The organism is Amycolatopsis plumensis (genome assembly GCF_042652605.1).
Taxonomy (GTDB): Bacteria; Actinomycetota; Actinomycetes; order Mycobacteriales; family Pseudonocardiaceae; genus Amycolatopsis; species Amycolatopsis plumensis.
In genome coordinates, this window is record NZ_JBHSJY010000001.1 from 5,173,094 (window position 1) to 5,198,729 (window position 25,636).

The window sequence follows — 25,636 nt, forward strand, 5'->3', positions numbered from 1 at the left end:
GCACCGGAGTGCTTCAGTCGCTTCTGCGCAAGGAAAGCTTGGTCCGCTCCGCGGATCTGCGCGCCGACATCGAGAAGTGCGCCTTGACCTTCGTGCCGACTCCGGCGTTCGCCGAGGCGGAGCGACGGCTGGCGGAGCAAGACGTCTGCATCGTGACCGGCGGGCCGGGCGTCGGCAAGACCACGATCGCCAAGATGCTGGCCGCGAAGTACGGGTTCCAAGGGTATGAACTGGTTGCCGTTTCGCCTGACGTCGACGAGATCAACGCGGCCTGGCGGGACGACGTCCCCCAGTTCTTCTACTACGACGACTTCCTGGGTCGGAGTACGTTCGGTGACAAGCTTAAGAAGAACGAAGACAGCCGTCTCCTGCAGATCATCGAACGCGTCCGGCGGACGCCGGGGAAGCGGCTCGTTCTGACGACCCGTGACTACCTCTTCAGGCAAGCCGAGAGAATGTATGGCACTCTGCAAGACGCCGTACTCTCGCCGATCCTGTACTTCGTGAACCCGGCGGGGTTCGACGCCGATCTGGCTGCACAGCTGCTCTACAGCATTGTCCACCATTCCGCGATTCCCGCCGCCGAGAAGCGCCGCTTCGGCGAACGGGGTACCTGGACGCGGCTGGTGTACAGCGAGAACTTCAATCCGCGGCTGGCCGAGCGGACGCTCGGCCTCAGCGGATTCTTTGGAACTCCGACCGAGCAGGTCGCCGAGCAGATGCTGGCGAACTTCGAGGAGCCGGAGCGAGTCTGGGAAGAGGTGGTGGAGGGAGAACTGGACGACGCCTGTCTGCACGTTCTCGAAGTGCTCAGTGTGCTGGACGTCGACTCGGGCGTTTCGGTGTCCGAATTGGCCGAGATCTGGCAGCGGTACACGCGGGCCATCGGGACTCCGCACACCCTGCCGGTTCTCCACCGGGCACTGAAGGTGCTCGACGGAGCTTTGCTGACGATCTGGGGCCACGGTGCCGAGGACCTGTGGGTGGGTGTGCACAACGCGTCGGTTCTGGAGTACCTCGAAGGCCGGTTGCACCGGGGCCGGTGTGATCTCGATGCGCTGATCGACAGCTTCACGGATCCGGAGCACCTGGCCCGGCTGCACGTCATCGGGTCGAACCTGCTGGACGGCCGGATCAACCGGAAACTGCGCGAACGCGCGCAAGCGATGGCGGACGTGGTGCTCGAGTGCCTGGTCGCGCCGTGTCCCTACTCGAGCCGGTTCTCCAATCGGACCTACAGCATCGGCCGTACCAGCTGGATCGCGCACGTGACGGACGTGCTCGCACACGCCGAGAGCCTGCGGTCGGCGCCGCTCGTCGAGCACGCGGTCGGCGACTTGGAAGAGCTCGACGACTTCCGTCCAGGCGACGCCGGAACCTTCGTGGAGCTCGCCGAGCTGCTGGCCACGGTCCAGGTGTCCGTCCTGGTGCCGCGTCCGCTCTTCACGCGGCTGCAGGCGTTCGTGGTGGGCTGTGCGCGTGATCTGCTCCGCGGCTTCGCGCGCGAGGGCTTTGCGGGTTGGAGCAGATTCGATTTGTCCTGGGCCGTCAACGTCATCAAAGAGCACGCACCGGGCGACGATCCGCGGTCGTTGGAGGCTGCCGAGCTGGCCGTGGCTGCTTGGCGCCGTCAGGACGACGAGGCGTTCGCCCGCAAGGTCGAGGCTCGCCGGACCGCCGCCGGGGCCGACGATGTGGGTGGTGTGGAGGAAAGCCCTTCGGCAGTGATCGAACGGCTGCGGGTGCTGCTGGCGTCCACGCCGGATGACTGAAACCGGGGGAGGGGCTTACCAGCCGACCGTGGCGCGCTGGATCTTCACCGGGTGCGCCGGAGCCCCGTCCAGCGGCCCGTTCGGATCGGTCGGGATGATCCCGTCCGCCACCATCCGGTCGATCGCGGACATCCCCCGGATGACCCGTCCCATGACCGAATACTGAGCCGGGATGTTGGCGAACGAGTGCACGATGAAGAACTCCGACCCGTTCGTCCCCGGCCCCTGGTTCCCCATCGCGATCGTCCCGCGCGGATAAGTCTCGGTGCCCGAAACCTCGTCGGGGAACTTGTACCCCGGCCCGCCCTTCTCGACCTCGTAGATGTCCCCGCACTGCAGGACACCAAGACGAGCGGAGTTGGACAACCGCCAGCACTGGGACCGGTCGTAGAACCGCTGCAGGACCAGCGAGACCATGTTGTGCACCGCGCACGGCGCAGCCCCGGCGCGGTCCAGCCGCACGGTCACCGGCCCGTAGTTGAACCGGAACGTCACGTCGACTGTTCCGCGGGTCAACGCCACAGAAGAAGGACGCACCACCGGTCGCGCCGCCGGGTTGTCGGGCGTCGGCGTGAAGGTGCACCGGACCAGCGGCACCGAAGCCGACGCCGGAGAGGCGGGCACCACCAGGGCACCCAGCACAGCGAACAGAGCCAGTCCCCAGCGCAGCTTCATGCCGGGGACGTTAGCGAATGACGAACTACTTGCGCCAGGCCGTGCGCTGCTTGCGGATGTCGAGCACCAGCAGCAGGACGAGGAACGCCGCCAAGCCGACCAGCCAGACGTTCTCGGTGTTGTTCTCGTGGTTGCCCTTGATCATCACCAGCAGGATGATCGCGCTGACCCAGCCGGCGATGCGGGTGGCCTTCGGGAACGAGCCGTGCCAGCCCCAGGCCGCGGACGGCTCGTCGCGCGGGTCGACCTCGGGCCGCCTCTTCTCGACCGCCTTGCCTGCCACGATGAACTCCTCAAACCCCGTGAACCTCGGACCCGCCGATGATCCCACACCTCCGGGTGCGCCGCGGAGACGCCCCGCGCGACAATGACCGGCGATGACTACCTCGCGAAGCGTTCTCGTGCTCGGCTCGACCGGGTCCATCGGCGTGCAGGCCCTCGACGTCGCCGCGCGCAACCCGCACCTGTTCCAGGTGGCCGGGATCGCCGCGGGCGGGGCGGATCCGGCCGCGCTCGCCGCGCAGGCGATCGCCCACGGTGTCGAAGCCGTCGCCGTGACGAAGGCCACGGCCGTCGAAGACGTCCAGCTCGCGCTGTACGCCGAGGCCCAGAAGCGCGGGTACGCCCGTGGCGACTTCAAGCTCCCGAGGCTCTTCGCGGGCTCCGACGCCGTCACCGAGCTGATCGACGCCGTTCCCGTCGACACGGTCCTCAACGCCCTGCCGGGCTCCCGCGGCCTCGAGCCGACGCTCAAAGCACTCGCCACCGGTGCCACCCTCGCCCTGGCCAACAAGGAGTCGCTCATCGCCGGCGGGCCGCTGGTGCTCGCCGCCGCCAAGCCCGGGCAGCTCGTGCCGGTCGACTCCGAGCACTCCGCCATCGCGCAGGCGTTGCGAGCCGGAAAGGAAAGCGAAGTCGCCCGGCTCGTGCTCACCGCCTCCGGCGGCCCGTTCCGCGGCCGCAAGCGCGCGGAGCTGGCCGGCGTCACCGTCGAGCAGGCGATGGCGCACCCGACCTGGTCCATGGGCCCGCTCATCACGATCAACTCCGCCACCCTGGTCAACAAGGGCCTGGAGCTGATCGAGGCGGCCCTGCTGTTCGCCATCGCGCCGGAGAAGATCGACGTCACCGTGCACCCGCAGTCGATCGTGCACTCGATGGTGACCTTCACCGACGGCTCGACGATCGCCCAGGCCAGCCCGCCCGACATGCGGCTGCCGATCGCGCTCGCGCTGCACTGGCCCGATCGGGTGCCCGGCGCCGCCGCCGCGTGCACCTGGGACACGGCCGCGACCTGGACCTTCGAGCCGCTGGACGACGAGGCCTTCCCGGCCGTGGAGCTGGCCCGCCACTGCGGCGGCGTCGGCGGCTGCCTGCCCGCGGTCTACAACGCCGCGAACGAGGAGCTCGTGGCGGCGTTCCTGGCGCAGAACACCAGCTTCACGTCGATAGTGGACACTGTTTCCGAGGTGGTGGGAGCCGCCGACGAATGGCGTCGCGAACCACGCGACGTCGAGGACGTTCTCGCGGCCGAGCGCTGGGCTCGTGCGCGGGCCGGTTCGATCATCGAGGGGAAGTAGCGGGTGCTCGCCTACATCATCGGTGTGGTGCTCTTCGCGCTGGGGATCTGTGTCTCGGTCGCACTGCACGAGGCCGGCCACATGTTCACCGCGAAGGCCTTCGGCATGAAGGTCCGCCGGTACTTCGTGGGCTTCGGGCCCACGGTGTTCTCCTGGCGCCGCGGCGAGACCGAGTACGGCCTGAAGTGGATCCCGCTCGGCGGGTTCTGCGACATCGCCGGCATGACCGCGCTCGACGAGGTGACCCCGGACGAGGCGCCGCGCGCGATGTGGCGGTTCAAGACCTGGAAGCGCACCGTCGTGATGTCGGCCGGGTCGATCACCCACTTCATCCTCGGGTTCGTGGTCCTCTACCTGATGGCCGTGACCATGGGCCTGCCGAACCTCAACGCCGGCCCGACCGTCCCGGTGCTGGACTCGACCTCCTGCGCCCGCCCGACCATGTCGAAGGAACAGGCCGAGGCCCAGGCCAACGCCCCCTGCCCGAAGGAGGCCCTGACCCCGGCGGCGACGGCGGGGCTGCGGCCCGGCGACCGGGTGCTCGCCGTCGGCGGCAAGCCGGTCGCGACCTGGGACGAGATGCTCACCGCCGTGCAGGCCACCAGCGGCAAGACGGTGTTCGAGGTGCAGCGCGGCACCCAGCAACTGTGGCTCGTCGTCGACGTGCCGAAGGTGCCCCGCTGGAACGGCGAGGACGTCAAGGAGGTCGGCATGATCGGCGCCTCCCCGAAGATGGAATCGCCGACCGTCCAGTACGGCCCGGTCGCCGCGGTCGGCGCCACCGTCAGCTTCACCGGCACGATGTTCGCCGAGACGGCGCAGCGGCTCGTCCAGTTCCCCGAGCGCATCCCCGCCGTCGTCACCGCGATCTTCGGCGGCGAACGCGACAAGAACACCCCGGTCAGCGTCGTCGGCGCCAGCCGGATCGGCGGCGAGGCCGTCGAGCGGGGCATCTGGGTGCTGTTCTTCTTCCTGCTGGCCAGCCTGAACTTCTTCATCGGCGTGTTCAACCTGCTGCCGCTGCTGCCGCTGGACGGCGGGCACATCGCGGTCGTCTGGTACGAGCGCGTCCGCGACTGGATCCGCGCCCGGCGGGGCAAGGCGGCCGGCGGCCCGGTGGACTACACGAGGCTGTCCGGGATCACGATGGTCCTGGTGCTCATCGGCGGCGCCGTGACGCTACTCACAGTGACCGCGGACATCGTCAACCCGATCCGGCTGCAGTAGCTACCGGCCACGGAGGGGTTCCCGCCCCTCCGTGGCGCCTCATACCCGCCGTAACGCTGCTCACCGTGACGGTTGACATGGTGACGGTGGCCCAGTAGGGGTAGGTACGCTGGAAGCCGTGACCGTCGCACTCGGTATGCCCGCCCTGCCCCCGCCCGTCCTGTCCGAGCGCCGCAAGACCCGCCAGCTCCAGGTGGGTCCGGTCGGTGTCGGCAGCGACCACCCGATCTCCGTCCAGTCGATGACGACGACGCTCACCTCCGACGTCAACGCGACCCTGCAGCAGATCGCCGAGCTGACCGCCGCGGGCTGCGACATCGTCCGCGTGGCGTGCCCGTCGGCCGACGATGCCGAGGCGCTGCCCGCGATCGCGAAGAAGTCGCAGATCCCGGTGATCGCCGACATTCACTTCCAGCCGAAGTACGTCTTCGCCGCGATCGAGGCCGGCTGCGCGGCGGTGCGCGTCAACCCGGGCAACATCCGCAAGTTCGACGACCAGGTCAAGGAGATCGCGCAGGCCGCGAAGGACCACGGCACGCCGATCCGGATCGGCGTCAACGCCGGCTCGCTCGACAAGCGGATCATGGACAAGTACGGCAAGGCCACCCCGGAGGCGCTGGCGGAGTCGGCGCTGTGGGAGGCGTCGCTGTTCGCCGAGCACGACTTCCACGACATCAAGATCTCGGTGAAGCACAACGACCCGGTGGTCATGGTGCGCGCCTACGAGATCCTCGCCGAGCAGTGCGACTACCCGCTGCACCTCGGCGTCACCGAGGCCGGCCCGGCGTTCCAGGGCACGATCAAGTCGGCCGTCGCGTTCGGTGCGCTGCTGCGCCAGGGCATCGGCGACACGATCCGCGTTTCGCTGTCCGCGCCGCCGGTCGAAGAGGTCAAGGTCGGCATCCAGATCCTGCAGTCGCTGAACCTGCGGCAGCGCAAGCTGGAGATCGTGTCGTGCCCGTCGTGCGGGCGCGCGCAGGTCGACGTCTACACGCTTGCCGAGCAGGTCACGGCCGGGCTCGAGGGCATGGAGATCCCGCTGCGCGTGGCTGTCATGGGCTGCGTCGTCAACGGCCCCGGCGAGGCCCGCGAGGCCGACCTGGGCGTGGCGTCGGGCAACGGCAAGGGTCAGATCTTCGTCAAGGGCGAGGTCATCAAGACCGTGCCGGAGCACGCGATCGTCGAGACGCTCATCGAAGAGGCCATGCGCATCGCCGAAGAGGCGGGCGAGTCCCTCGGCGAGGGTGCCCCGGTGGTCACCGCCGGCTGAATTCGCTGCCGCCAAAGCCCTCCTCACCCTCGGGCGAGGAGGGCTTCAGCGTGTCGTCAGCCTTGGAGGTGGTGCTGGGCGGCGTCGCGGATCTGCAGGCGGACGTTCTCCAGCGCGGCCGCGACCTCGTCGATCTGCTGCGAAGCGAGCTGGATGGCGCCTTGGATCGCGGTCGCCGTGGACGTCTCGCCGAGCAGGCCGAGCACCTGGGCCTGGAGGTCTTCGAGGTCGCTCTTCGTGGCGAGCGCGATGCCGGTCGGCACCTGGTCGGCGAGCAGCTCCAGCTGCTGCGCCTGCTCCTGGATCGTCATCGGGTGGTTCCTTCCGCGGTGGGGACGCACCGTCCGTGTTATCAGACCCGAAACTGTCGGTGGTCACGATTACGCTGGCTTTCGTGACCGTGACCTGGGCGATTCGCGAGCCGCACCCCGTGGTGCGGCCCCTGGTCACGCGCTATGTCGGGTATGCGCAGGAGGACGTCACGCTGGCCGTCCACCGCGGCCTGCCGTCCCGGCATGTGACGCTCGTCATCAGCCTCGCCGGGCCGGTGCGGATGGGCGGGCAGAGTTTCCAGGCCCTGGTCGGCGGGCTCCACACGCGCGCGGTGCTGATCCGGCAGGACCGCGTGCAGGAGGGCCTCCAGCTGGAGCTCGACCCGCTGGGCGTGCGGACGCTGTTCGGGGTGACCGCGGCCGAGCTGAGCGGCGAGGTGGCCGACCTCGCCGACTTCGGCCTCGGCTGGTTGCCGGAGAAGCTGCGGGAGCTGTCGTGGCGCGAGCGGTTCGCGCTGCTGGACGACGTCCTGGCCGCCCGGGCCGTCGAGCCGGTGGTGCCGCCGCCCGAGCTGGGGGAGGCGTGGCGCCGGATGCGGGGCGCGGATGGCCGGGTGCGCGTGGCGGACCTGGCGGACGAGGTCGGCTGGAGCCGTCGCCACCTGGGCGAGCGCTTCCGCACGGAGCTGGGGCTGGCCCCGAAGCAGGCGGCGCGGGTGCTGCGGTTCGAGCGGGCCGGGCGGCTGCTGCGGCGCGGGCACACGGACCTGGCGGCGCTGGCGGCCGAGTGCGGGTTCTACGACCAGGCCCACCTGACCAACGAGTGGCGCGCGCTGGCCGGCTGCACGCCGGGGACGTGGATCGCCGAGGAGCTCCCGTTCCTCCAAGACCAGGAGGCGGAGGTGGCGCGAAGCTGACGCCATGACTCCTGAACCGAACGTCTGGCCCGCCCTCCGGTACGACGACGCCCCGGCCGCGGTCCGCTTCCTCGTCGACGTCCTGGGCTTCACCGAGGCGCTGGTGGTGCCCGAGGGCGAGCTGATCGCGCACGCCGAGCTGCGCTGGCCCGAGGGGGGTGCGGTGATGCTGGGCAGCGTCCGGCCGCCGGACGGCGTCCACGACGCGATGAAGCCGGGCGCCTCCGCGGTGTACGTCGTGTCGGACAAGGTGGACGAGATCTACGCGCGCGCGAAGGACGCGGGCGCGGAGATCACGGCCGAGCTGACCGACACCGACTACGGCTCCCACACGTTCAGCCTGCGCGACCCGGAGGGCAACTCCTGGACGATCGGCAGCTACCGCGGCGCGGCGTGACCAGCCGTGCCGCCCCGCGCCGCCGGAATCACCTGCGCCCTGGTCCGGGTCGTGAGTGGTAAGGCGGGTTCTAACCCTCCTTGCCACTCACGACCGGCGTGAGGGCGTCGGCTACTGCACCGGGCGCTCGAAGGTGACCAGCAAGCCGTCGACTCCGCCGGGGCCGACCCGGCCCTTGACCTCGGTGGCGGTGATTGCCTTCAGCTGCCACCCGTCGGCGGCGTGGTCGTTCAGCAGTTTCTCGAGCTTGGCCCCCGACATCTTGCCGCCGACCAGCTTCTCCCGGACCTCGACCACCTTGTACGTGTACCGCTGCATGCCCCCGATTCTGCCCGGGAGGCCCGGCCGGGGTGTTCATCTCACCGTGTCGACGGCCTCGCGTTCCGTTTACCGGCCGAATCTGGCACCCTGGAGCCCGTGTTGCGGCTTGCAGGTGCACGGCTGCTCGATGATCGGGACTATCCGGCGGTCCGTGCCGCGCTGGCCGCGGACCCGGTGGGCAGCTGCATGGTCAGCGCCCGGGTCGAGGCGGCCGGTCTCGACCCGTGGCGGCTCGGTGGTGAGCTCTGGGCCGCCGACAGCCGTCCGGTTCGCGCCGGACGGCTCCAAGGGCTGTGCTTCTCCGGGCCCAACCTCATCCCGCTCCGCGGCAACGCGCCCGCGTTGCGCTCCTTCGCCGACCGCGCACTGAGAAGGCAACGCACCTGCTCCTCGCTCGTCGGCCCGGCCGAGCAGGTCCTCGGCCTGTGGGACGAGCTCGAAGGGGAGTGGGGCCCCGCCCGCGAGGTCCGCGGCGACCAGCCGCTGATGGCCCTGGACAGCACCCCGCTCGTCGCCGCCGATCCGCTGGTCCGGCCCGTCCGGCCCGACGAGCTCGAGCGGTACCTGCCCGCCGCCGTCTCGATGTTCATCGAGGAGGTCGGCGTCGACCCGCGCAGCGGCGACGGCGGGGCCAGCTACCGCGCCCGGGTCACCGAGCTGATCGGGGCCGGCCGCGCGTTCGCCCGCTTCGAGGACGGCGAGGTCGTCTTCAAGGCCGAGATCGGCGCCATGTCGGCCACCGTCGGGCAGATCCAGGGGGTCTGGGTGCACCCCGACCGCCGCGGCGACGGGCTCGGCACGGCCGGCACCGCCGCGGTGGTGAACCGGCTCGTCCGCGGCCTGGGCCGCACCGCCAGCCTCTACGTCAACGCCTTCAACACCCCCGCCCTCGCGGCCTACCGCAAGATCGGCTTCGAACAGGTCGGCCAGTACGCGACGGTGCTGTTCTAACCACTCTTCCGTGGCGGTGTTTCGCCGGCCGCCACACCGCTCTGACCAGGCATCATCCGGCCATGAGCGCACGTCGACACCGTGCTCTCGCGGTGCTGCTGCTGCTCGTCGCCGCGACCACGGCCGGGTGCTCGGGCGACGGTCCCGAGGACGCCCTCTCCGCCTTCCTGGACGCCGTCGCGTCCGGGGACGTCGCGGCCGCGGCGGCGAACACCGACTCGCCCGAAGCCGCGAAGACCGTGCTGAGCCAGGTGCGCGGGGTGCTCGAGCCCGAAGCGCTCGACGTCGACGACGAAGAGGTGAAGCAGCCGGACGGCGACGTCGTGTCGGCCGGCTACCGGCTCACCTGGCACCTGCCGCACGGGCGCACCTGGTCCTACCGCGCCGACGCCCAGCTGCGGGCGGCCGAGAGCGGCTGGCAGGTGCACTGGCAGCCGACGGTCGTGCACCCCCAGCTGGCCGTCGGGCAGACCCTCGGCCTGCTCCCGCAGCTGCCCGAGACCGCGCCGGTCCTCGACCGCGACGGCGTGGCGCTGATGCGCCCGCAGACCGTGATCGGCGTGGTCGTCGACCCGCAGAAAGCCGGCAACGCGAACGCCGTCGCCGGGACACTGGCCAAGGCGCTGCACCGGTACGAGCCCTCGGTCACCGGCCGGTCGGTGCTGGACGGGATGAGCAAGACCAAGCCCGGCGACGCCTACCCGGTGATCACCCTGCGGGCCGGCGACTACCAGCGGGTCAAGCCCGCGATCTACGACCTGCCGGGCGTCCGCTTCGCCAGCCAGGAGCGGCTGCTGCCGGTGACGCGCGGATCCGGGCAGCAGGTGCTGCCCGGCATCCGCGCGCTGGTCGAACAGCAGCTGGCCGGGGCGGCGGGCTGGCGGATCGTCACCCGTGACGTCACCGGCGGCGAGGCCGCGGAGCTCAAGGCCGAGCCGCCGCGGCCCGCGCCCGCCGTCACCAGCACGCTCAGCGCGAAGATCCAGGCCGCCGCCGAGAAGGCCCTCGAACCCGAGCCGTACTCCGCCGCGCTGGTGGCGATCCAGCCCTCGAGCGGGGACATCCTGGCCGTGGCGCAGAACGACGCCGCCGACGAGGAGGGCTCGCTGGCCCTGTCCGGGCGCTACCCGCCGGGGTCGACGTTCAAGATCGTCACGGCGGCGGCCGCGCTGTCGGCGGGGGAAGTCGACGCGGGCAGCCCGGTCGACTGCCCGGGGACCACGACGATCGAAAACCGGGTCGTGCCGAACGAAGGCCGCTTCGACCTGGGCCGGGTGCCGCTGAAGACGGCGTTCGCGCGGTCCTGCAACACGACCTTCGCCCGGCTCGCCGCCGGCCTCGGCGGGTCGTCTCTCACCGACACGGCCCGGTCCTTCGGCCTCGGCGCCGACTTCGTCGTCCCGGGCCTCACCACGGTCACCGGCGACGTCCCGGCCAGCGACTCCGCCGTCCAGCGGGCGGAAAACGGCTTCGGCCAGGGCCGGGTGCTGACCAGCCCGTTCGGCATGGCGCTGGTCGCGGCCACCGTGCAGGCCGGGAAGGTGCCGTCGCCGTCGATCGTCAAGGGCCTGCCGGCGACGACGAAGAACGTCGGCGACCCGCCGTCGCCGGAGGTCCTCGACGCGCTGCGCGGGATGATGCGGGAGGTCGTCACCACCGGCACCGCGACCGGGCTGCGGGACATCCCCGACGTGGCGGGCAAGACCGGCACCGCTCAGTTCGGCGACGGCTCCCACTCGCACGGGTGGTTTGTCGGCTACCGCGGCGACCTGGCGTTCGCCGTGCTCCTCACCGACGCCGGGTCGTCCAAACCGGCGGTGCAGGCCGCCCACCGGTTCCTGGCGGGGATCGGCTGAGCGGACCGTCGTAAGGTGGGGGCATGTCCGTTCGTGCCCCGCTCGTTCCCGGCGTCCAGACGCCGCGCCGTGACGTCCCCAGTTCCATCGCCCGTCCCGAGTACGTGGACAAGCCGGCGCCGAAGCGGGACACCGGCAACGGCGTGCGCACGCCCGAGGTGATCGAGGCGATGCGGGTCGCGAGCCGCATCGCGGCCCAGGCGCTGGAGGAGGGCGGCAAGGCCGTCAAGCCGGGCGCCACCACGGACGACATCGACAAGGTGGTGCACGAGTTCCTGCTCGACCACCACGCCTACCCCTCGACGCTGGGCTACCGCCGCTTCCCGAAGTCGTGCTGCACCTCGCTCAACGAGGTGATCTGCCACGGCATCCCGGACTCGACGGTGATCGAGGACGGCGACATCTGCAACATCGACGTCACCGCCTACATCGGCGGCGTCCACGGCGACACGAACGCGACCTTCCTGGCCGGCGATGTCTCCGAGGAGGCCCGCCTGCTGGTGGAGCGCACCCGCGAGGCGACCATGCGGGCGATCAAGGCGGTCCGCCCGGGCCGTCAGCTGAACGTGATCGGCCGGGTCATCGAGTCCTACGCCAAGCGCTTCGGCTACGGCGTGGTCCGCGACTTCACCGGCCACGGCGTCGGCCCGGCGTTCCACACGCCGCCGACGATCCTGCACTACGAAGAGCCCTCCGTCGACACGGTCATCGAGGAGGGCATGACCTTCACGATCGAGCCGATGATCACCCTGGGCACCATCGACTACGACATCTGGGCCGACGACTGGACCGTCACCACGAAGGACAAGAAGTGGACGGCCCAGTTCGAGCACACCCTCGTGGTGACGGCCGACGGCAGCGAAATCCTCACGCTGCCCTGAGCGTCAGTGGCTGGTGGCCTTCTTGTAGCAGCGCACCGAAAGCGGCACGAAGATCGCCAGCAGCAGCGCGATCCACAGCACCGAGGCGAGCACGGCGTGCTGCATCGGCCAGGCGGCGTGCACCGGCATGGCCGCGCTCGTGTTGCCGAACAGCTCCCGTGACGCCTGGGTGATCGCCGAAACCGGGTTCCAGTCGGCGATCACCCGCAGCGGGGTGGGCAGGCGCCCGCTGTCGACGAACGTGTTGGCCAGGAACGTGAGCGGGAAGATCGCCACGCTCGAGACGTTGTTGAACACCTCGGGCTTGCGCACGGCCAGGCCGAGCGTCCCCATCACCCACGACAGCGCGTAGGCGAAGGCCAGCAGCAGGAGCACGCCGCCGAGGGCCTCGAAGACACCGGTGTGGATGCGCCAGCCGACCAGCAGGCCGACCAAGCCCATGATCAGCAGGCTCGTCACGTTCAGGATCAGGTCCGCGGTGGTGCGGCCGATCAGCACCGCGGCCGGGGACATCGGCAGGGACCGGAACCGGTCGATGATGCCCTTCTGCAGGTCGTCGGTCAGCCCGTAGCCGGTGACGATGCTGCCCATCGCCACGGCGAGGACGAAGATCCCCGGGAGCATGAACTCGCGGTAGGACATCCCGGGGATGTCGATCACGCTGCCGAACACGTAGCCGAAGAGCAGCACGAACATCACCGGCATGAACACGATGGACCCGAGCAGGTCCAGCGACCGGACGATCTTGATCGAGTTGCGCTTGGCGACGGTCACGCCGTCGGTGACGGCCATCTGCACCGCGTTCATCACACGGCCTCCTTCGCGGGTTCGGCCGTCTCGTGGCCGGTCAGGGTGAGGAAAACGTCGTCGAGGGTGGGACGGCGGACACCGACGTCGCGGACGTCGACGCCTTCGGCGGCCAGCAGCGCCAGGGCTTCGGTAAGCGCTTTCGCGCCGTGGGTCACGGGGACGGTGAGCCGGAACGCCTCGGCCTGCGGCTCGCCGCTGGCCAGCCGGGCCAGGGCGCGGCGGGCCACGAGCACGTCGTCGTGGGTGCCGACGGTCAGCTCGATCCGCTCGCCGCCCACCAGGTCCTTGAGCTCGTCGGCGGTGCCGCGGGCGATCACGCGGCCGTGGTCGACGACGGCGATGCTGTCGGCCAGCCGGTCGGCTTCTTCCAGGTATTGCGTGGTCAGCAGCAGCGTGGTGCCGCCCGCGACCAGCTCGGTGATGACGTCCCACAGCTCGGTGCGGGCCCGCGGGTCGAGCCCGGTGGTGGGCTCGTCGAGGAACAGCACCGGCGGGTTGGCCACGAGCGCGCCCGCCAGGTCGAGGCGGCGCCGCATGCCGCCGGAGTAGCCCTTCACCGGGCGGTCGGCGGCGTCTTCCAGGCTGAACCGGGCGAGCAGCTCCCGGCCGCGGGCCTTGGCCCGCTTGGTGCCCAGGTGGTAGAGCCGGCCGACCATCTCGAGGTTCTCGGCCCCGGTCAGTTCCTGGTCGACGGCGGCGTACTGCCCCGAGGCGCCGATGTGCGAGCGCAGCTCGTGCGCGTCCTCGACGACGTCGAACCCGGCGACGGTCGCGTGGCCCGCGTCCGGCTTCTGCAGCGTCGTGAGGATCTGGACGGTGGTGGTCTTCCCGGCGCCGTTCGGCCCCAGCACCCCCAGCACCGTGCCTTCCGGAACGGCCAGTGTCATTCCGTCGAGCGCGGTGACCTTCCCGTACTTCTTGACCAATCCCTCGGCCACGATGGCGTCCGGCATGGATTTCCCCTGTCTTCGGTGTGGGTGTTCAGGCCCGGCGGATGACGATGTCGCCGGTGTAGGTGTGGGCTTTGACCTCGACGGTCTCGGTGGTGTCGCCCGGTCCGTCGGACGGTGTGAGCGTGTTGCGCACGGACCCGGTCAGCGAGTTCAGCTCGAGCCACGCGGCACTGCCGTCGCGGATGCCGACCTCGATCTCGCCGACCGCGGTCTCGAGGACGACCCGGTCGCGCACGACCTCGCCGAGCCGGATGTCCCCGGACGCGGTCTTGGCGTGCACGCCCGCGTGGGCCAGGTCGACGACGATGTCGCCGTTGGCGGTGTTGACGCGCAAGTCGCCGGTCACTTCGCCGACCCGGGTCTCGCCGTTGGAGTTCTTCAGCACGGCGGTGCCGTCGATCTCGCGGATCCGCAGCTCGCCGGAGCCGGTGCCGACCTCGGCGTGCCCGGTGGCGCGCTCGACGGTGACGTCGCCGGTCGCGGTGCTCGCCTCGAGCCGGGCGGCTTCGTCGAGGTGGATGTCGCCGACGGAGGTCTTGAAGCGGCTCGGGCCGACCCGGCCGGCGACGCGGAAGTCGCCCATCGCGGCGGTACCGGTGATCTGCGAGCCCGACGGCAGCTCGATGGTCACGTGCAGGGCGCCGCTCTTGCCCCAGAGCTTGGTGACGTACTTCGGGCCCTTGACCAGCAGTTCACCGCCGGCGAACTCGACGCGGGTCTTCGCGACGGCCTTGACGTCCTCGTTGTCGGCCGGGTCGGCCGGGGTGACCTCGACCGTCGTTTCTGCGCGGTCACCGGCGACGATCCGGACGTCGGCGACGCTCACGTCGATCGTGGCCGTGATCGGCTCGGGGGTGGGGAAAACAGGCATGGCTGCGCCCTCCTGGGGTGCTGGGAACGTGTTTTGGCTGGTCAGAAGAGGTGGGTCAGCGAACCCAGCCGGTGTACTTCTCGCCGAAAACGGAACGGCGGTGCGGGGGACGGCTCGCGTCGGCGCCGAGTGCGGTGTTCGCGGCCCGGACGAGCCAGGCGTTGATGGAGAGCCGGTCGCGGCTCGCGGCCTCCTCGATCCGCTGCTTCAGCTGGTCGGGGAGCCGGAGGTTGATCCGGGAGACGGCGCCGTCGTCGGCCTCCGGCGGCGGGGCTTCCGCCGGAGCCGGTTCGGGCGCCGTGGGCAGGGAGACCGCGAACTCCGCTTCGCGACGGCGAAGGCGCACTTCGACGGAGCCGGGAGCGAGATCCCGGGTGATCTCGTCGGCCGCGGCCGACAGCGCGTCGAGCAAGGTGAGCCGGATGGCGGACTCCAGCGGGGAGGCCAGCCGCTCGGCCAGGGTGACAGCGTCCTCGCCGGCCGCCTCGGCGGCTACCGCGAACTCGCGGCGGAGGCTGTCCACGAAGGGTGTCAGGTCCATGGCACTAATGTGGCACCACGGTGGTGCCACGACAACCCTGAAATGGCACCCTTAGGGGTCATCGATGAGTGAAACCGCAGGTCAGGCCGATTCGATGCGCTCCAGGAGCTCGTCGAGGAACCCGCAGGCCTCGGCGGCCGCGCGGTCCGGGTCGCGGTCGGCGATGGCTTCGGCGAGACCTTCGTGACCGATTTCCGGCACGTGGTCCGCGCCCGGCGCGATGCTGGCCGTGGTCGCGATGCTGGCCGCGATGACCTCCGTCAGCCCGCGGTAGAGCTCGGTCAGCAGCCGGTTGTGCCCGGCGGCGACCACCGCGCAGTGGAACTCGGCGTCCGTGCGGGCGAAGTCCTGCCAGCGGCCGGCCCGCAGGTCGGTCTCGCGGCGGGCGAGCAGGGCGCGCAGGTCGGCGACTTCTTCCTCGGTCCGCTCGACGGCGGCGAGCCGCGCGCCTTCGACCTCCAGGGTGCGCCGGACCTGCAGCACTTCCCGCAGTTCCGAGCCGCAGAGCCGGCGGATCGCGCCGGAGACCTCGCTGGTCGCGCGGACGTAGGTGCCGTCGCCCTGCCGGACTTCGAGGAGCCCGGTGTGCGCGAGCGCGCGGACGGCTTCGCGGACGGTGTTGCGCCCGACGCCGAGCTGTTCGACGAGCTCGGCCTCGGTGGGGATGCGTTCGCCGATCGGCCATTCGCCCTGCGTGACCGCGGTCCGCAGCTGCTCGATGACCTGGTCGACGAGGCCGGCCCGGCGCGTGGTGGCCAGAGGCACAGGATTATCCCTTCATCCAATCATCCTACGTATGCGATAGTAGCGGGCATGCGCGTCGAACACCGTGAACCCGAACTGGACGCCGCCGTCGAGGTCCGGGCGCCGGGGGTGGTCGCCGCCGGGGCGCTGCTCGCGGTCGCGGTGGTGCTCACCGCCCTCAACCTGCGTCCGGCCATCACCGGCGTCGGGCCCATGCTCGCCGAAATGCGCCAGGACCTGGGTGTTTCGGTCGTCTGGGCCGGCGTGCTCACGACGTTGCCGACACTCTGCTTCGCCGGCGCGGGGCTGGCCGCGCCGCTGCTCGCGCGCCGGGCCGGGATCGGCGCCGCCATCGCGCTCGCGCTGGCCGCCCTCGCCGCCGGGCTCCTGCTGCGCGTGCTCGACGGCCCGGCCGTGGTGCTCGGCGGCACCCTCGTCGCCACCGCCGGGATCGCCCTGATCAACGTGCTCATCCCGGTCGTCATCAAGGACTCCTTCCCGGCCCGGATCGGCGTGCTGACCGGCGTCTACACCGCCGCGCTGCAGGGCGGCGGCGCCCTCGGCTCGGCCGTCACCCCGCGACTCGGCGACACGCTCGGCGGCTGGCGCCCGGCCCTGGGCAGCTGGGCGGTGCTCGCCGTCGTCGCGCTGCTGGCCTGGATCCTCGCAGCCCGCGGCACCGGCCGGGCCCCACGACCCGCCGACGGCGCCGGACGCGGTCGTTCGCTGCTGCGCAACCGGCTGGCCTGGATCGTCACGGCGTACTTCGGCCTGCAGGCCTTCTACGCCTACGCGGCCATGGGCTGGTTCCCGCAGGTGCTGATGGACGCGGGCGTGGCGCGCGACGACGCCGGGCTGCTGTTCGGCCTGGTCTCGCTGATCGCCGTGCCGATCAGCCTCGTCGTCGCGCCGATGGCGGCCCGGCGGCGCGGCCAGAGCCCGTGGATCGTGGGCTTGAGCGTGTTCGGCGTCGCCGGGACCATCGGGCTGATGCTCGCGCCGTCGTGGTCACCGCTGCTGTGGAGCATCCTGGTCGGGCTCGGGATGAGCACGTTTTCCCTGGCTCTGACCGTGATCGCGCTGCGCGCGCGGACCGGCGCGGACACCGCCCGGCTGTCCGGGATGGCGCAGGGCTTCGGTTACCTGTTCGCCGCGCTCGGGCCGTTCCTGTTCGGCCTGCTGCACGACCTCGCGCACGGCTGGACCGTGCCGCTGGCCATGCTGCTCGGCCTGCTCGGCGTCCAGATCGTGTTCGGCGCCCTCGCCGGCCGCCACCGCTTCGTCTGAGCGGGCCTCAGTCCAGGGGCAGGTTGAGCAGCGCGTTCTCGATCAGCTCCGGCATGGCCGGGTGGATCCAGTACTGGCCGCGCGCCATGCTCCGCGCGTCGAGGCCGAAGCTCATCGCCTGGATGAGCGGCTGGATCACCGACGACGCCTGCGGGCCGATGATGTGCGCGCCGAGCAGCTGCCCGGTCGCCGGGTCGGCCAGGAGCTTCGCGAAGCCCGTGGTGTCCTCCATGGCCCAGCCGTAGGCGATCCCGGCGTAGTCCTGCTTCGAGACCACATAGGACACCCCGAGCTCGCGCGCCTTCTGCTCGGTGAGCCCGACCGAGGCCACCTGCGGGTGCGTGAACACCGCGTGCGGCACGAACCGGTGATCCGCGGTGATCCGCTCGTCCGGGTGCAGGAGGTTGTGCTGCACCACGCGGGCTTCGTGGTTCGCGACGTGCTTGAGCTCGTGCGGCGAGGACAGGTCGCCGAGGGCGTAGATACCCTCGACCGCCGTCTGCTGGTAGTCGTCGACCACGACGTGCCCACTGTCCATTGTGGTCACGCCGGTGGCGGCGACGTCCAGCAGGTCCGAGTTCGGACGACGGCCGGTGGCGATCAGCAGCACGCCGCCCTCGACGGTTTCGGCGCCCTGCGGTCCCTCGAGGTCCAGCGCGACGCCGCGTTCGGTCTTGCGCGCCCGCACGGTCTTGCGGTCGAGGCGGACGTCGAACCGCTCGGTGGCCAGCTCGGTGAAGCGCGCGCTGACGTCCTCGTCCTCCGAGCGCAGCAGCCGCCCGGACCGGTTGACCAGCGTGACCTGCACACCGAAGGACGCGAAGACGTGCGCGAACTCGGCCGCGATGTAGCCGCCGCCCAGGATGACGATCCGCTCGGGCAGCTCGTCGAGCCGCATCACCGTGTCGGACGTGTAGTACTCGACGTCGTCCAGGCCGGGGATCTCCGGGATGACCGGACGGCCGCCCGCGGCCAGCACGAACCGGTCGGCGGTCAGCACCTCGTCGGGGCGCCCGTCGGGGAAGCTGACGCGCAGCTCCTTGTGGCCGGTGAACCGGCCCGCGCCCTCGTAGACGTCGACGTTCGCGTTGTCCTCGTGGCTGCGGCGGTACTCCGCGCCGCCCTCGGCGATCGGGTCGATCCGGCCGAAGATGCGGTCACGGATGTCGCGCCAGCGCACGCCCTTCAGCTCTTCGTCGACGCCGTACTTGGCGCTGTGCGAAGGCGTGTACGCCACGTCGGCGGCGTACACGAACATCTTGGTCGGGATGCAGCCCACGTTGAGGCAGGTGCCGCCGAAGGTGCCCTTCTCCACGATCGCCGTCTTCTTGCCGGCGAAACCGGGGCCGAGGATGGAGTTCCCCGATCCCGTCCCGACGATCACCAGGTCGTAGTGGGGCACTGCATCCTCCGCGGGGTCCGGTTCCGGTCGTTTCACCCTAGCCAACCGTCCCCGCGGACCGCGTGTTCCCTGTTGTGCTCAACGTCGTATCACGTGGTCAGTGGCCGGTCGCCGTGAAGTGCATCCGATCCTTCGGGCTGGTCCAGGCGCCACCCCAGCTCCAGCCGATCGCCGCGAACGCGCGCACGGTCGCGTCGCCGGCCTGGACCATGCCGGGCCGCTCGCGCGCGCGGTCGACGTACGCCGAGGCCAGCTCGGGCAGCACGAGGTCGCCCTGGGTGTAGGGGTTGCAGAACGGGTTGACGTCCACGGCGAGCCCGGAGGCGTGCGCCGACCAGGTCGTCTGCCCGCGGGCCGGGCGGCAGACGAACGCGCTGGTCGCGTTGCCGTCCCCGGTCGGCGGTGCGGTGAGCTCGGCCGGGGCGGTCACGCGCATCTCCTCGAGCGGGAAGCGCGCGGCGAACAGCTGCCCGAAGACCTTCGTGATGCCCGCCGCGCCGCGGGCGTTCACCAACATTTCGCCGGTGTGCGCACGGCCGTCGAAGCCCCAGAAGGACATCGTCAGGTAGCGGAGATCGCCCGCCTCGACGGGGCAGGCGGGCTGCCACGTGCTGCGCGCGAGGACGTCGGCGGGCACGGCGCTGATCGTCGAGGCGTAGGCGTTCCCCGCGGGCGGCGGCAAGAGGTCTTTTGTCGGAAGTGCCCGATTCACCAGTTCGGGTGGAGTCGGCTCGACCTCGCCGAAGCCGTCCGGACGGCGGGGGAGCGGCCGGGCGCCCACCCGCCAGGGGGCGGCGGGTGCGCTCGACGCCGTCACCGGTGCGGCCGTGGTGCTCGCCGCGCTCGTTGTGCTCGCCGGGCTCGTCGACGGCGATGGCGCAGGTGAGGGCGGTGGTTCCGCGGAGCACGCGCTCATGGCGAGGGCCAGTGCCGCCCACGCCGCCGCCCTTCGCCACATCCGGTCAGCTTGGCAGAAGCGGGCCGAACGCGGAGACCACCCGTTCCAGTGACACCGTTTTGGGCCCCCTCGGCTTAGGGTATTGAGCGCACGTCGTTCACGCACCGGAGTTGTCCGGGTGCCGAGTGCTCAGCTCCGTGCTGCGTCGAAAAGGGGAAGTCCCATGTCCGTGAAGTCCCGCCGATCCCTGCTGTTCGTGAGCGGCGCGCTCCTCGCGGTCGCCGCGGTCGCCGTCCCGGTCGTGGCGGGCACGGCGGCGGCGGACCCGGCTTCGGCCAACCAGCCGCGGATCGTCGGCGGCGAGAAGGCTTCGCTGTCGGACCACCCGTACGCGGTGTACCTGACCGACGCGGGCGGCAACCAGTTCTGCGGCGCGGTGATCGTCAGCTCCACGGCGGTCGCGACGGCGGCGCACTGCGCCAAAGCGGTGGCGAAGCAGGACATCCGCGTGGTGGCCGGCCGCGAGGACAAGCGCACCACCGACGGCCAGGTCTTGAGCGTCTCGAAGGTCTGGGTCGGCCAGGGCTACAGCGACCCGACGAAGGGCACCGACATCGCGGTGCTGACCGTCCGCGGCCAGTTCGACCAACGGCCCGCGAAGCTGCCCGACAGCGGTGACGCGGGGCTGTACGCGAAGGGCACCCAGGCGACCGTGCTCGGCTGGGGCCGCATCGCCGACGGCGGCGCCCGGTCCGACTACCTGCGCAGCGCCGAAGTCCCGCTGGTCTCGGACACCGAATGCAAAACCGACTACAGCGTCTACGACCAGCGGACCATGGTGTGCGCGGGCTACGCCGAGGGCGGCGTCGACGCCTGCCAGGGCGACTCCGGCGGCCCGCTCGTGGTCGGCGACACGCTGATCGGCATCGTCTCCTTCGGCGACGGCTGCGCGAAGGCCAACAAGCCGGGCGTGTACACGCGCGTCTCCACGTATTCCGACGACATCAAGGCCCAGGCCAAGCCCCGCCTCCTCGGCTGAGCGTGCTAAGCAGAGGTATGCCGACCCTGCACGACGCCACCGGTCCCGAGCTGACCGCCGCCGAGCTCCACGACATCCTGCGCCTGCGCGTCGACGTGTTCGTCGTGGAGCAGAAGGCCGCGTACCCGGAGCTCGACGGCCGCGACCTGCTCCCGGACACCCGCCACCTGTGGTTCGAGGACGGCGGCGCGGTCCTGGCGTACCTGCGCGTCCTGCTCGACCCGGGCGGCATCCGCCGCATCGGCCGCGTGGTGACGGCGGCCCCCGCCCGCGGCGCCGGCCTCGCGGCCCGCCTGATGGACGCGGCCCTGACCATCCCGGGCGAGTACGTCCTCGACGCCCAAACGTACGTCCAGGGCTTCTACGCCCGCTACGGCTTCGTCGCAGAAGGCCAGGAGTACCTCGACGACGACGGAATCCCCCACATCAAAATGCGCCGCCGCCCGTGATCAGCGGGTCAACTCGCGTGATTGAAGAGTCAACTCGCGTGATTGGAGCGACGACACGGCATGCACTCCGCCAGCGCCGTGTCGACCCTTTAATCACGCGTGTCGACTCTCCAATCACGTGTGTCGACTCTGGAATCACGTGTGTCGGACTTTTCCGCACGGCTCAGCTGATCGCGCCCCGCGGGGCCGTCGCGGTGATCACCTTCACCGCCCGGTCCACATCGGACTCCGTGAGGTCGGCCCGCGCGGTCAGCCGCAGCCGCGAGATCCCGTCCGGCACCGACGGCGGCCGGAAGCACCCGACCCGGATGCCCTGCTCGGCACACGCCGCGGCCCACGCCACCGCCGTCTCCGCGGACGGCGCCTGAACCGAGATCACGGCGGCGTCCGGCACGCTCGCCTTCAACCCGTTCGCCTTCAACGACATCGCCAGGTTGCCCGCGTTCTCGACCACCTTCGCCGCGAGCCCCGGCTCCTCCTTGAGCGCGTGCAACGCCGCCAACGCGGCTGCAGCGCTCGCGGGCGCCAGCGCGGTGTCGAAGATGAAGCTCCGCGCGGTGTCGACCAGGTGCTTGATCACGCGACGCGGCCCCACCACCGCGCCACCTTGCGCGCCGAGGGACTTCGACAGCGTCAACGTCGTGACGACGTCGGGCGCGCCCGACAGCCCGGCCGCGTGGACCGCGCCGCGGCCGCCTTCGCCCAGGACGCCGAAGCCGTGCGCGTCGTCCACCAGCAGCGCCGCGCCGTGCGCCCGGCAGATCCCGGCCAGCTCCTCGAGCGGCGCGAGGTCGCCGTCGACCGAGAACACCGAGTCCGTCACCACCAGCGCCCGCGGCTTGCGCCGGGTCGCCAGCGCGTGCTTGATCGCCGACGGCGTCGAGTGCGCGACCGCGGCGACGTCGGCCCGCGACAGCCGGCAGCCTTCGATCAGCGACGCGTGAATGTACTTGTCGGTGACGATCGCCGACTCCGACCCGGACAACGCCGTCACCGCACCGAGGTTCGCGGCGAAGCCGGAGGAGAACACGAGCGCCGCCTGCGCGCCGCAGAACCGGGCGAGCTCCAGCTCCAGCTCGGTGTGCAGCTCGGTCGATCCGGTGACCAGCCGCGACCCGGTCGACCCGGCGCCCCAGCGCAACGCGGCGGCCGCCGCGGCCCCGGCGACGCGCTTGTCGCGCGCCAGCCCGAGGTAGTCGTTGCCGGCCAGGTCGAGTTCGTCGGCCTGCGCGGGACGCGGCCGCAGCTGCCGCACGAGTCCCGCGTTCGCCCGCTTCTCCGCCTCGGCGTCGAGCCAATCGAAAACCTCGTCGGGCGGGGGCGTCGGCGGCGTAGTCACGTCCCGCAGTCTCCCATCCGGCCCCCGCGCCACCGCCAAGCGGGCCCGGAAACGCCGGAAGCCCCGGACCGCGTGGTCCGGGGCTTCCGAAGGAGAAACTCAGCTGTCGTAGCCGCGACGCGGGCCACGGCTCGGACGGCCGTAGCCACCGCCGTTGCCCGAGCGGGGCTGACGGCCGCGGCCGCCGAAGCCGCCGGGATGGCCTTCGCGGTCGCCGCCGCGGTAACCACCCCGGTCGCCACCGCGCTCGCCGCCGCGGTCACGGTCGCCGTAGCTGCGCTCACCGCGGTAGGACCCGCCGCGCTCGCCGCCCCGGCTGCCGCCGAAGCCGCGGTCGCCGCGGAAGCCACCGCCGCCGCGGCGCGGGTTCTCGCGCCGCCGCTCGACGACCGGCTCGCCGCTGGGCTCCTGGGCACCGGTGATGCGGGACAGCTCGGCGTCGCCCGGGCGGACCGTCGTCGACTCCGCGCGCACGCCGGCGCGGTCGGTCAGCCGGCGGACCATCCGGCGCTGGTCGTGCGTCGCCAGCGTGACGACCACACCGGACGCCCCGGCGCGCGCGGTCCGGCCGGCGCGGTGCAGGTAGTCCTTGTGGTCGGCGGCCGGGTCGACGTGCAGCACCAGCGAGATGTCGTCGACGTGGATGCCGCGCGCGGCGACGTCCGTGGCGACCAGCACCGGGGTGTGGCCGTCCTTGAAGTCGGCGAGGACGCGGTTGCGCTGCCCCTGCGTCTTGCCGCCGTGCAGCGCCGCCGCGTGCACGCCCTGCTCGCGCAGCCGCTCGGTGAGGCGGTCGACGTGGTGCTTGGTGCGCACGAACATGATCGTGCGGCCCTCGCGGGCGCCGATCTGCGTGATGACGTCCTGCTTGTCCTGGTGCGAGACCTGGAGCACGTGGTGGTCCATGGTCGTCACGCTGGCGGTCGACGGCGCGACCGAGTGCGTGACCGGGTCGGTCAGGTACTGCTTCACCAGGCGGTTGACGTCACCGTCGAGGGTGGCCGAGAACAGCAGCCGCTGCCCGCCCGGCGGGGTCAGGTCGAGGATCTCGCGGACCTGCGGCATGAAGCCCATGTCCGCCATCTGGTCGGCCTCGTCGAGGGCGATGAAGTTGCAGTCGCCCAGGTGCGCGGTGCCCTGGCGGACGTGGTCCGACAGCCGGCCCGGCGTGGCGATCAGCAGGTCGACACCGCGGGACAGCGCGTCCGCCTGGCGGGCGAAAGCCATCCCGCCGACGGCCGTGCGGCACCACAGGCCGAGTGCCTTGGCCAGCGGGGTCAGCGAGTCGGCGACCTGCATGGCCAGCTCGCGGGTCGGCACCAGGATCAGCGCGCGGGGACGCTTCGGGCGGGCCTTGCCGCCGTCGAGCCGGGCCAGCATGGCCAGGCCGAAGGCGAGGGTCTTGCCGGAGCCGGTCTGGGCGCGGCCCAGCACGTCGCGGCCGGCCAGCGCGTCCGGGATGGTCGCGGACTGGATGGGGAAGGGCTGGTTGATGCCCGCGTCGGCCAGGGCACGGAGCAGCGGCTCCGGCAGGCCAAGCTGGGCGAACGTCTTGGTGACCACGGTCTCGACGGCGTCGTCGCGCAGCATGTCGCCGCCCGCAGGCCGCTGGCGCGGCTTGTGGTCGGGGCGGCCCGCGCGGGCGGACGTCGAGGAGTGGCCGGAGTTGAACGTGACTGTCACAAATGCCTCTCGGACGTGGTTCGTCGCAAGGGAGGCCCGGGCTGCCCGCGCGCAGGCAGGGCAAGATGGTGTGCGATGGGCGTTCACAGGGACGGACCCGGCACACCGTGTCATCGCTTGCCGACACTGCGCGCCGCTGGGATTACTTCGGATCACCGCGAGCCATTGCTTGGCTCTGGAGGCGACGGACACCAACTCATCCACGCCGCCGGTTGCGGTCTGTGTTCACTGTACCCGAACCGGAGCCAGGACTACTCATCGAGGTCACCGGTTGTGGGCGGCGTCGCAGCGGTGTTCCGCACCACAGCCGCGACGCCGCCGCGGATTCACGTCAAACCGGCCGCCGAAACGAGCTCGGCCAGCAGTTCTTCCGTGTTCGTGACGTGCTCGCCGAGGCCGCGTCCGTGGAACCAGCCGGCCAGGTTGCGCACGTCCCGCGCCAGGAATTCGACGCCGCCGGGGTTGGCCACCACGTCGACGACCTGCGGCAGGTCGATCACCATCAGCCTGCCCCGGTGCACCAGCAGGTTGTACGCCGAGAGGTCGCCGTGCGCGAGCCCCTGGGAGGCGAGCAGCTCGAGCGCGGCGGTGGCCTGGAACCACAGGTCCGTCAGCTCGCCGGGGTCCGGGCGGACCTGGGCCAGCCGGGGCGCGGCCGTGCCGTCCTCCTCGCCGAGGAACTCGAGCAGCAGTTCCGTGCCCTCGCGCTGCACCGGGTAGGGCACCGGCGCGCCGAGTGTCCACAGGCGACTCAGCGCGGCGAACTCCGCGACCGCCCACTGTTCGGCGATGAGGTTGCGGCCGAACGCGCTGCGCTGCGCCATCGCCCGCATCTCACGCGACCGGCGCATCCGCCGGCCTTCGAGGTAGCCCGCGTCGCGGTGGAACAGCTTGTGCTCGTCGCTGCGGTAGCGCTTCGCGGCGAGCAGCACGCCCGGCGTGCCGGGCAGCCCGCGCCGCAGGAGGTGGACGTCGGCCTCCTTGCCGGTCTTGAGGACGCCGAGGTCCGTGTCGACCGCGGCGAGCTCGGTGACGACCCACTCCGGCCGGGGCGACGGGCCGTGTTCGGCGTCGTCCCAGGTGGACCACCGGTCGGCACCATCGGGCAACTGGTTTTCGGTGTAGGCGTCGTCGCGCAGTTTCGTGAGGCGGACGCGTTCGGCTTCGGTCAGCCGCCCGCTGCGCGTGGGTTCCGGTTCGTCGAACCGCCCGCGGCGGCGGGTCCGGGCCTGGCGGCGCAGGGGCTGGTCGTCGTAAAGGTCTTCGTAGTCGTGCTGACGCACTGGTGGGTTCTCCTCGATCAGGGATGCCCCACCGGGCGCGTGGTCAGCCTCGGGGGGCGGGTGGGTGAGGGCGCGAAAGGGCCCGGACAGTCATCACTTCAGGCACCTCCCGTTCTCACCGCACCGGCTCCCTGCCGGGTGCGCACAGGATGTCGGACTCCTCCGGCCCCGCGCAACCGAATTAGCGGGGGTGCCGCGAAAGGAGTATTCCGGCGGAT

The 25,636-nt window shown here is 71.3% G+C and carries 26 protein-coding genes; 12 read left to right on the plus strand and 14 right to left on the minus strand.

Annotation, left to right across the window (positions count from 1 at the left end):
• Positions 1 to 8: 8 nt before the first annotated feature.
• On the plus strand, positions 9 to 1,772 hold the full coding sequence (locus tag ACFPLC_RS25065; RefSeq protein WP_378236281.1) for an nSTAND3 domain-containing NTPase: 1,764 nt from the start codon (positions 9 to 11) through the stop codon (positions 1,770 to 1,772).
• Positions 1,773 to 1,787: 15 nt separating this feature from the next.
• Here ACFPLC_RS25065 and ACFPLC_RS25070 read toward each other — a convergent pair whose 3' ends face one another.
• Positions 1,788 to 2,447 (minus strand): peptidylprolyl isomerase, encoded by a 660-nt coding sequence (locus ACFPLC_RS25070; RefSeq protein WP_378193410.1) that lies wholly within the window; start codon positions 2,445 to 2,447, stop codon positions 1,788 to 1,790.
• Positions 2,448 to 2,472: 25 nt separating this feature from the next.
• Entirely contained in the window at positions 2,473 to 2,730 is a 258-nt protein-coding gene (locus tag ACFPLC_RS25075; RefSeq protein ID WP_043786955.1) for a DUF2631 domain-containing protein, read from the minus strand.
• Positions 2,731 to 2,824: 94 nt separating this feature from the next.
• On the opposite strand from ACFPLC_RS25075, the gene dxr reads away from it, so the two are divergent.
• From dxr to ispG, 3 genes are all read left to right on the plus strand, one after another.
• Complete coding sequence (gene dxr, locus ACFPLC_RS25080) at positions 2,825 to 4,027, plus strand: 1-deoxy-D-xylulose-5-phosphate reductoisomerase (RefSeq protein WP_378193407.1); 1,203 nt, start codon at positions 2,825 to 2,827, stop codon at positions 4,025 to 4,027.
• Positions 4,028 to 4,030: 3 nt separating this feature from the next.
• Positions 4,031 to 5,254 (plus strand): M50 family metallopeptidase, encoded by a 1,224-nt coding sequence (locus ACFPLC_RS25085; protein WP_378193404.1) that lies wholly within the window; start codon positions 4,031 to 4,033, stop codon positions 5,252 to 5,254.
• Between the two features lie 118 nt (positions 5,255 to 5,372).
• Positions 5,373 to 6,524, plus strand: coding sequence for a flavodoxin-dependent (E)-4-hydroxy-3-methylbut-2-enyl-diphosphate synthase (gene ispG / locus ACFPLC_RS25090; RefSeq protein WP_378193401.1), 1,152 nt, complete (start codon positions 5,373 to 5,375; stop codon positions 6,522 to 6,524).
• A 56-nt stretch (positions 6,525 to 6,580) separates the two neighbouring features.
• Here ispG and ACFPLC_RS25095 read toward each other — a convergent pair whose 3' ends face one another.
• Positions 6,581 to 6,835: a hypothetical protein gene (locus ACFPLC_RS25095; protein ID WP_003057586.1), complete on the minus strand. Its 255-nt coding sequence runs from the start codon at positions 6,833 to 6,835 to the stop codon at positions 6,581 to 6,583.
• Between the two features lie 83 nt (positions 6,836 to 6,918).
• Between ACFPLC_RS25095 and ACFPLC_RS25100 the strand changes: the two genes are divergently transcribed.
• Positions 6,919 to 7,713, plus strand: coding sequence for a helix-turn-helix domain-containing protein (locus tag ACFPLC_RS25100; RefSeq protein WP_378193398.1), 795 nt, complete (start codon positions 6,919 to 6,921; stop codon positions 7,711 to 7,713).
• A gap of 4 nt (positions 7,714 to 7,717) precedes the next feature.
• On the plus strand, positions 7,718 to 8,110 hold the full coding sequence (locus ACFPLC_RS25105) for a VOC family protein (RefSeq protein WP_378193395.1): 393 nt from the start codon (positions 7,718 to 7,720) through the stop codon (positions 8,108 to 8,110).
• 111 nt (positions 8,111 to 8,221) lie between these two features.
• Here the strand turns inward: ACFPLC_RS25105 and ACFPLC_RS25110 are convergent, their stop codons facing one another.
• Positions 8,222 to 8,428, minus strand: a complete 207-nt coding sequence (locus tag ACFPLC_RS25110; protein WP_091306935.1) for a DUF4177 domain-containing protein — start codon at positions 8,426 to 8,428, stop codon at positions 8,222 to 8,224.
• 99 nt (positions 8,429 to 8,527) lie between these two features.
• On the opposite strand from ACFPLC_RS25110, the gene ACFPLC_RS25115 reads away from it, so the two are divergent.
• From ACFPLC_RS25115 to map, 3 genes are all read left to right on the plus strand, one after another.
• Complete coding sequence (locus ACFPLC_RS25115) at positions 8,528 to 9,382, plus strand: GNAT family N-acetyltransferase (protein ID WP_191315022.1); 855 nt, start codon at positions 8,528 to 8,530, stop codon at positions 9,380 to 9,382.
• A 62-nt stretch (positions 9,383 to 9,444) separates the two neighbouring features.
• Complete coding sequence (locus tag ACFPLC_RS25120; RefSeq protein WP_378193391.1) at positions 9,445 to 11,238, plus strand: penicillin-binding transpeptidase domain-containing protein; 1,794 nt, start codon at positions 9,445 to 9,447, stop codon at positions 11,236 to 11,238.
• A 23-nt stretch (positions 11,239 to 11,261) separates the two neighbouring features.
• Positions 11,262 to 12,119: a type I methionyl aminopeptidase gene (map, locus tag ACFPLC_RS25125; RefSeq protein WP_191315024.1), complete on the plus strand. Its 858-nt coding sequence runs from the start codon at positions 11,262 to 11,264 to the stop codon at positions 12,117 to 12,119.
• 3 nt (positions 12,120 to 12,122) lie between these two features.
• On the opposite strand, the gene ACFPLC_RS25130 is transcribed toward map, so the two are convergent.
• The 5 genes from ACFPLC_RS25130 to ACFPLC_RS25150 form a co-directional block, all read right to left on the minus strand.
• Complete coding sequence (locus ACFPLC_RS25130) at positions 12,123 to 12,926, minus strand: ABC transporter permease (protein WP_191315025.1); 804 nt, start codon at positions 12,924 to 12,926, stop codon at positions 12,123 to 12,125.
• Positions 12,926 to 13,882, minus strand: coding sequence for an ATP-binding cassette domain-containing protein (locus ACFPLC_RS25135; RefSeq protein WP_378193386.1), 957 nt, complete (start codon positions 13,880 to 13,882; stop codon positions 12,926 to 12,928). Before ACFPLC_RS25135 ends, ACFPLC_RS25130 begins: the two co-directional genes overlap by 1 nt.
• Positions 13,883 to 13,910: 28 nt before the next feature.
• The gene (locus ACFPLC_RS25140; RefSeq protein WP_378193383.1) at positions 13,911 to 14,753 is read right to left on the minus strand and encodes a DUF4097 family beta strand repeat-containing protein; all 843 of its coding nucleotides are present in this window, start codon (positions 14,751 to 14,753) and stop codon (positions 13,911 to 13,913) included.
• Between the two features lie 55 nt (positions 14,754 to 14,808).
• Positions 14,809 to 15,294: a hypothetical protein gene (locus ACFPLC_RS25145; protein ID WP_378193380.1), complete on the minus strand. Its 486-nt coding sequence runs from the start codon at positions 15,292 to 15,294 to the stop codon at positions 14,809 to 14,811.
• Positions 15,295 to 15,375: 81 nt separating this feature from the next.
• Entirely contained in the window at positions 15,376 to 16,059 is a 684-nt protein-coding gene (locus ACFPLC_RS25150; RefSeq protein WP_378193377.1) for a FadR/GntR family transcriptional regulator, read from the minus strand.
• A 48-nt stretch (positions 16,060 to 16,107) separates the two neighbouring features.
• On the opposite strand from ACFPLC_RS25150, the gene ACFPLC_RS25155 reads away from it, so the two are divergent.
• Entirely contained in the window at positions 16,108 to 17,325 is a 1,218-nt protein-coding gene (locus ACFPLC_RS25155; RefSeq protein ID WP_378193374.1) for a CynX/NimT family MFS transporter, read from the plus strand.
• A 7-nt stretch (positions 17,326 to 17,332) separates the two neighbouring features.
• Here ACFPLC_RS25155 and ACFPLC_RS25160 read toward each other — a convergent pair whose 3' ends face one another.
• A complete protein-coding gene (locus ACFPLC_RS25160; protein ID WP_378193372.1) occupies positions 17,333 to 18,727 on the minus strand; it encodes a mycothione reductase in 1,395 nt (464 codons plus the stop codon).
• A gap of 97 nt (positions 18,728 to 18,824) precedes the next feature.
• Positions 18,825 to 19,685 carry a M15 family metallopeptidase gene (locus tag ACFPLC_RS25165; protein WP_378193369.1) on the minus strand — a complete coding sequence of 287 codons (861 nt, stop codon included), beginning with the start codon at positions 19,683 to 19,685 and terminating at the stop codon, positions 18,825 to 18,827.
• A gap of 163 nt (positions 19,686 to 19,848) precedes the next feature.
• Between ACFPLC_RS25165 and ACFPLC_RS25170 the strand changes: the two genes are divergently transcribed.
• Both ACFPLC_RS25170 and ACFPLC_RS25175 read left to right on the plus strand, forming a co-directional pair.
• Positions 19,849 to 20,664, plus strand: a complete 816-nt coding sequence (locus ACFPLC_RS25170) for a S1 family peptidase (protein WP_378193366.1) — start codon at positions 19,849 to 19,851, stop codon at positions 20,662 to 20,664.
• A 17-nt stretch (positions 20,665 to 20,681) separates the two neighbouring features.
• Positions 20,682 to 21,113, plus strand: a complete 432-nt coding sequence (locus ACFPLC_RS25175) for a GNAT family N-acetyltransferase (protein ID WP_191315033.1) — start codon at positions 20,682 to 20,684, stop codon at positions 21,111 to 21,113.
• 163 nt (positions 21,114 to 21,276) lie between these two features.
• Here the strand turns inward: ACFPLC_RS25175 and ACFPLC_RS25180 are convergent, their stop codons facing one another.
• The 3 genes from ACFPLC_RS25180 to ACFPLC_RS25190 form a co-directional block, all read right to left on the minus strand.
• The gene (locus ACFPLC_RS25180) at positions 21,277 to 22,452 is read right to left on the minus strand and encodes an 8-amino-7-oxononanoate synthase (RefSeq protein ID WP_191315034.1); all 1,176 of its coding nucleotides are present in this window, start codon (positions 22,450 to 22,452) and stop codon (positions 21,277 to 21,279) included.
• A gap of 99 nt (positions 22,453 to 22,551) precedes the next feature.
• On the minus strand, positions 22,552 to 24,135 hold the full coding sequence (locus ACFPLC_RS25185) for a DEAD/DEAH box helicase (RefSeq protein WP_378193362.1): 1,584 nt from the start codon (positions 24,133 to 24,135) through the stop codon (positions 22,552 to 22,554).
• 326 nt (positions 24,136 to 24,461) lie between these two features.
• A complete protein-coding gene (locus ACFPLC_RS25190; protein WP_378193359.1) occupies positions 24,462 to 25,418 on the minus strand; it encodes an RIO1 family regulatory kinase/ATPase domain-containing protein in 957 nt (318 codons plus the stop codon).
• Positions 25,419 to 25,636: the final 218 nt, after the last annotated feature.

Bases quoted from the DNA above. Each gene is read 5' to 3' on its own strand.
- ACFPLC_RS25130 (WP_191315025.1), bottom strand. From the start codon at position 12,926: ATGAACGCGGTGCAGATGGCCGTCACCGACGGCGTGACCGTCGCCAAG.
- ACFPLC_RS25110 (WP_091306935.1), bottom strand. From the start codon at position 8,428: ATGCAGCGGTACACGTACAAGGTGGTCGAGGTCCGGGAGAAGCTGGTC.
- ACFPLC_RS25170 (WP_378193366.1), top strand. From the start codon at position 19,849: ATGTCCGTGAAGTCCCGCCGATCCCTGCTGTTCGTGAGCGGCGCGCTC.
- ACFPLC_RS25175 (WP_191315033.1), top strand. From the start codon at position 20,682: ATGCCGACCCTGCACGACGCCACCGGTCCCGAGCTGACCGCCGCCGAG.
- ACFPLC_RS25145 (WP_378193380.1), bottom strand. From the start codon at position 15,294: ATGGACCTGACACCCTTCGTGGACAGCCTCCGCCGCGAGTTCGCGGTA.
- ACFPLC_RS25120 (WP_378193391.1), top strand. From the start codon at position 9,445: ATGAGCGCACGTCGACACCGTGCTCTCGCGGTGCTGCTGCTGCTCGTC.
- ACFPLC_RS25095 (WP_003057586.1), bottom strand. From the start codon at position 6,835: ATGACGATCCAGGAGCAGGCGCAGCAGCTGGAGCTGCTCGCCGACCAG.
- dxr (WP_378193407.1), top strand. From the start codon at position 2,825: ATGACTACCTCGCGAAGCGTTCTCGTGCTCGGCTCGACCGGGTCCATC.
- ACFPLC_RS25165 (WP_378193369.1), bottom strand. From the start codon at position 19,685: ATGTGGCGAAGGGCGGCGGCGTGGGCGGCACTGGCCCTCGCCATGAGC.
- ACFPLC_RS25135 (WP_378193386.1), bottom strand. From the start codon at position 13,882: ATGCCGGACGCCATCGTGGCCGAGGGATTGGTCAAGAAGTACGGGAAG.
- ACFPLC_RS25070 (WP_378193410.1), bottom strand. From the start codon at position 2,447: ATGAAGCTGCGCTGGGGACTGGCTCTGTTCGCTGTGCTGGGTGCCCTG.
- map (WP_191315024.1), top strand. From the start codon at position 11,262: ATGTCCGTTCGTGCCCCGCTCGTTCCCGGCGTCCAGACGCCGCGCCGT.
- ACFPLC_RS25105 (WP_378193395.1), top strand. From the start codon at position 7,718: ATGACTCCTGAACCGAACGTCTGGCCCGCCCTCCGGTACGACGACGCC.
- ACFPLC_RS25140 (WP_378193383.1), bottom strand. From the start codon at position 14,753: ATGCCTGTTTTCCCCACCCCCGAGCCGATCACGGCCACGATCGACGTG.
- ACFPLC_RS25155 (WP_378193374.1), top strand. From the start codon at position 16,108: ATGCGCGTCGAACACCGTGAACCCGAACTGGACGCCGCCGTCGAGGTC.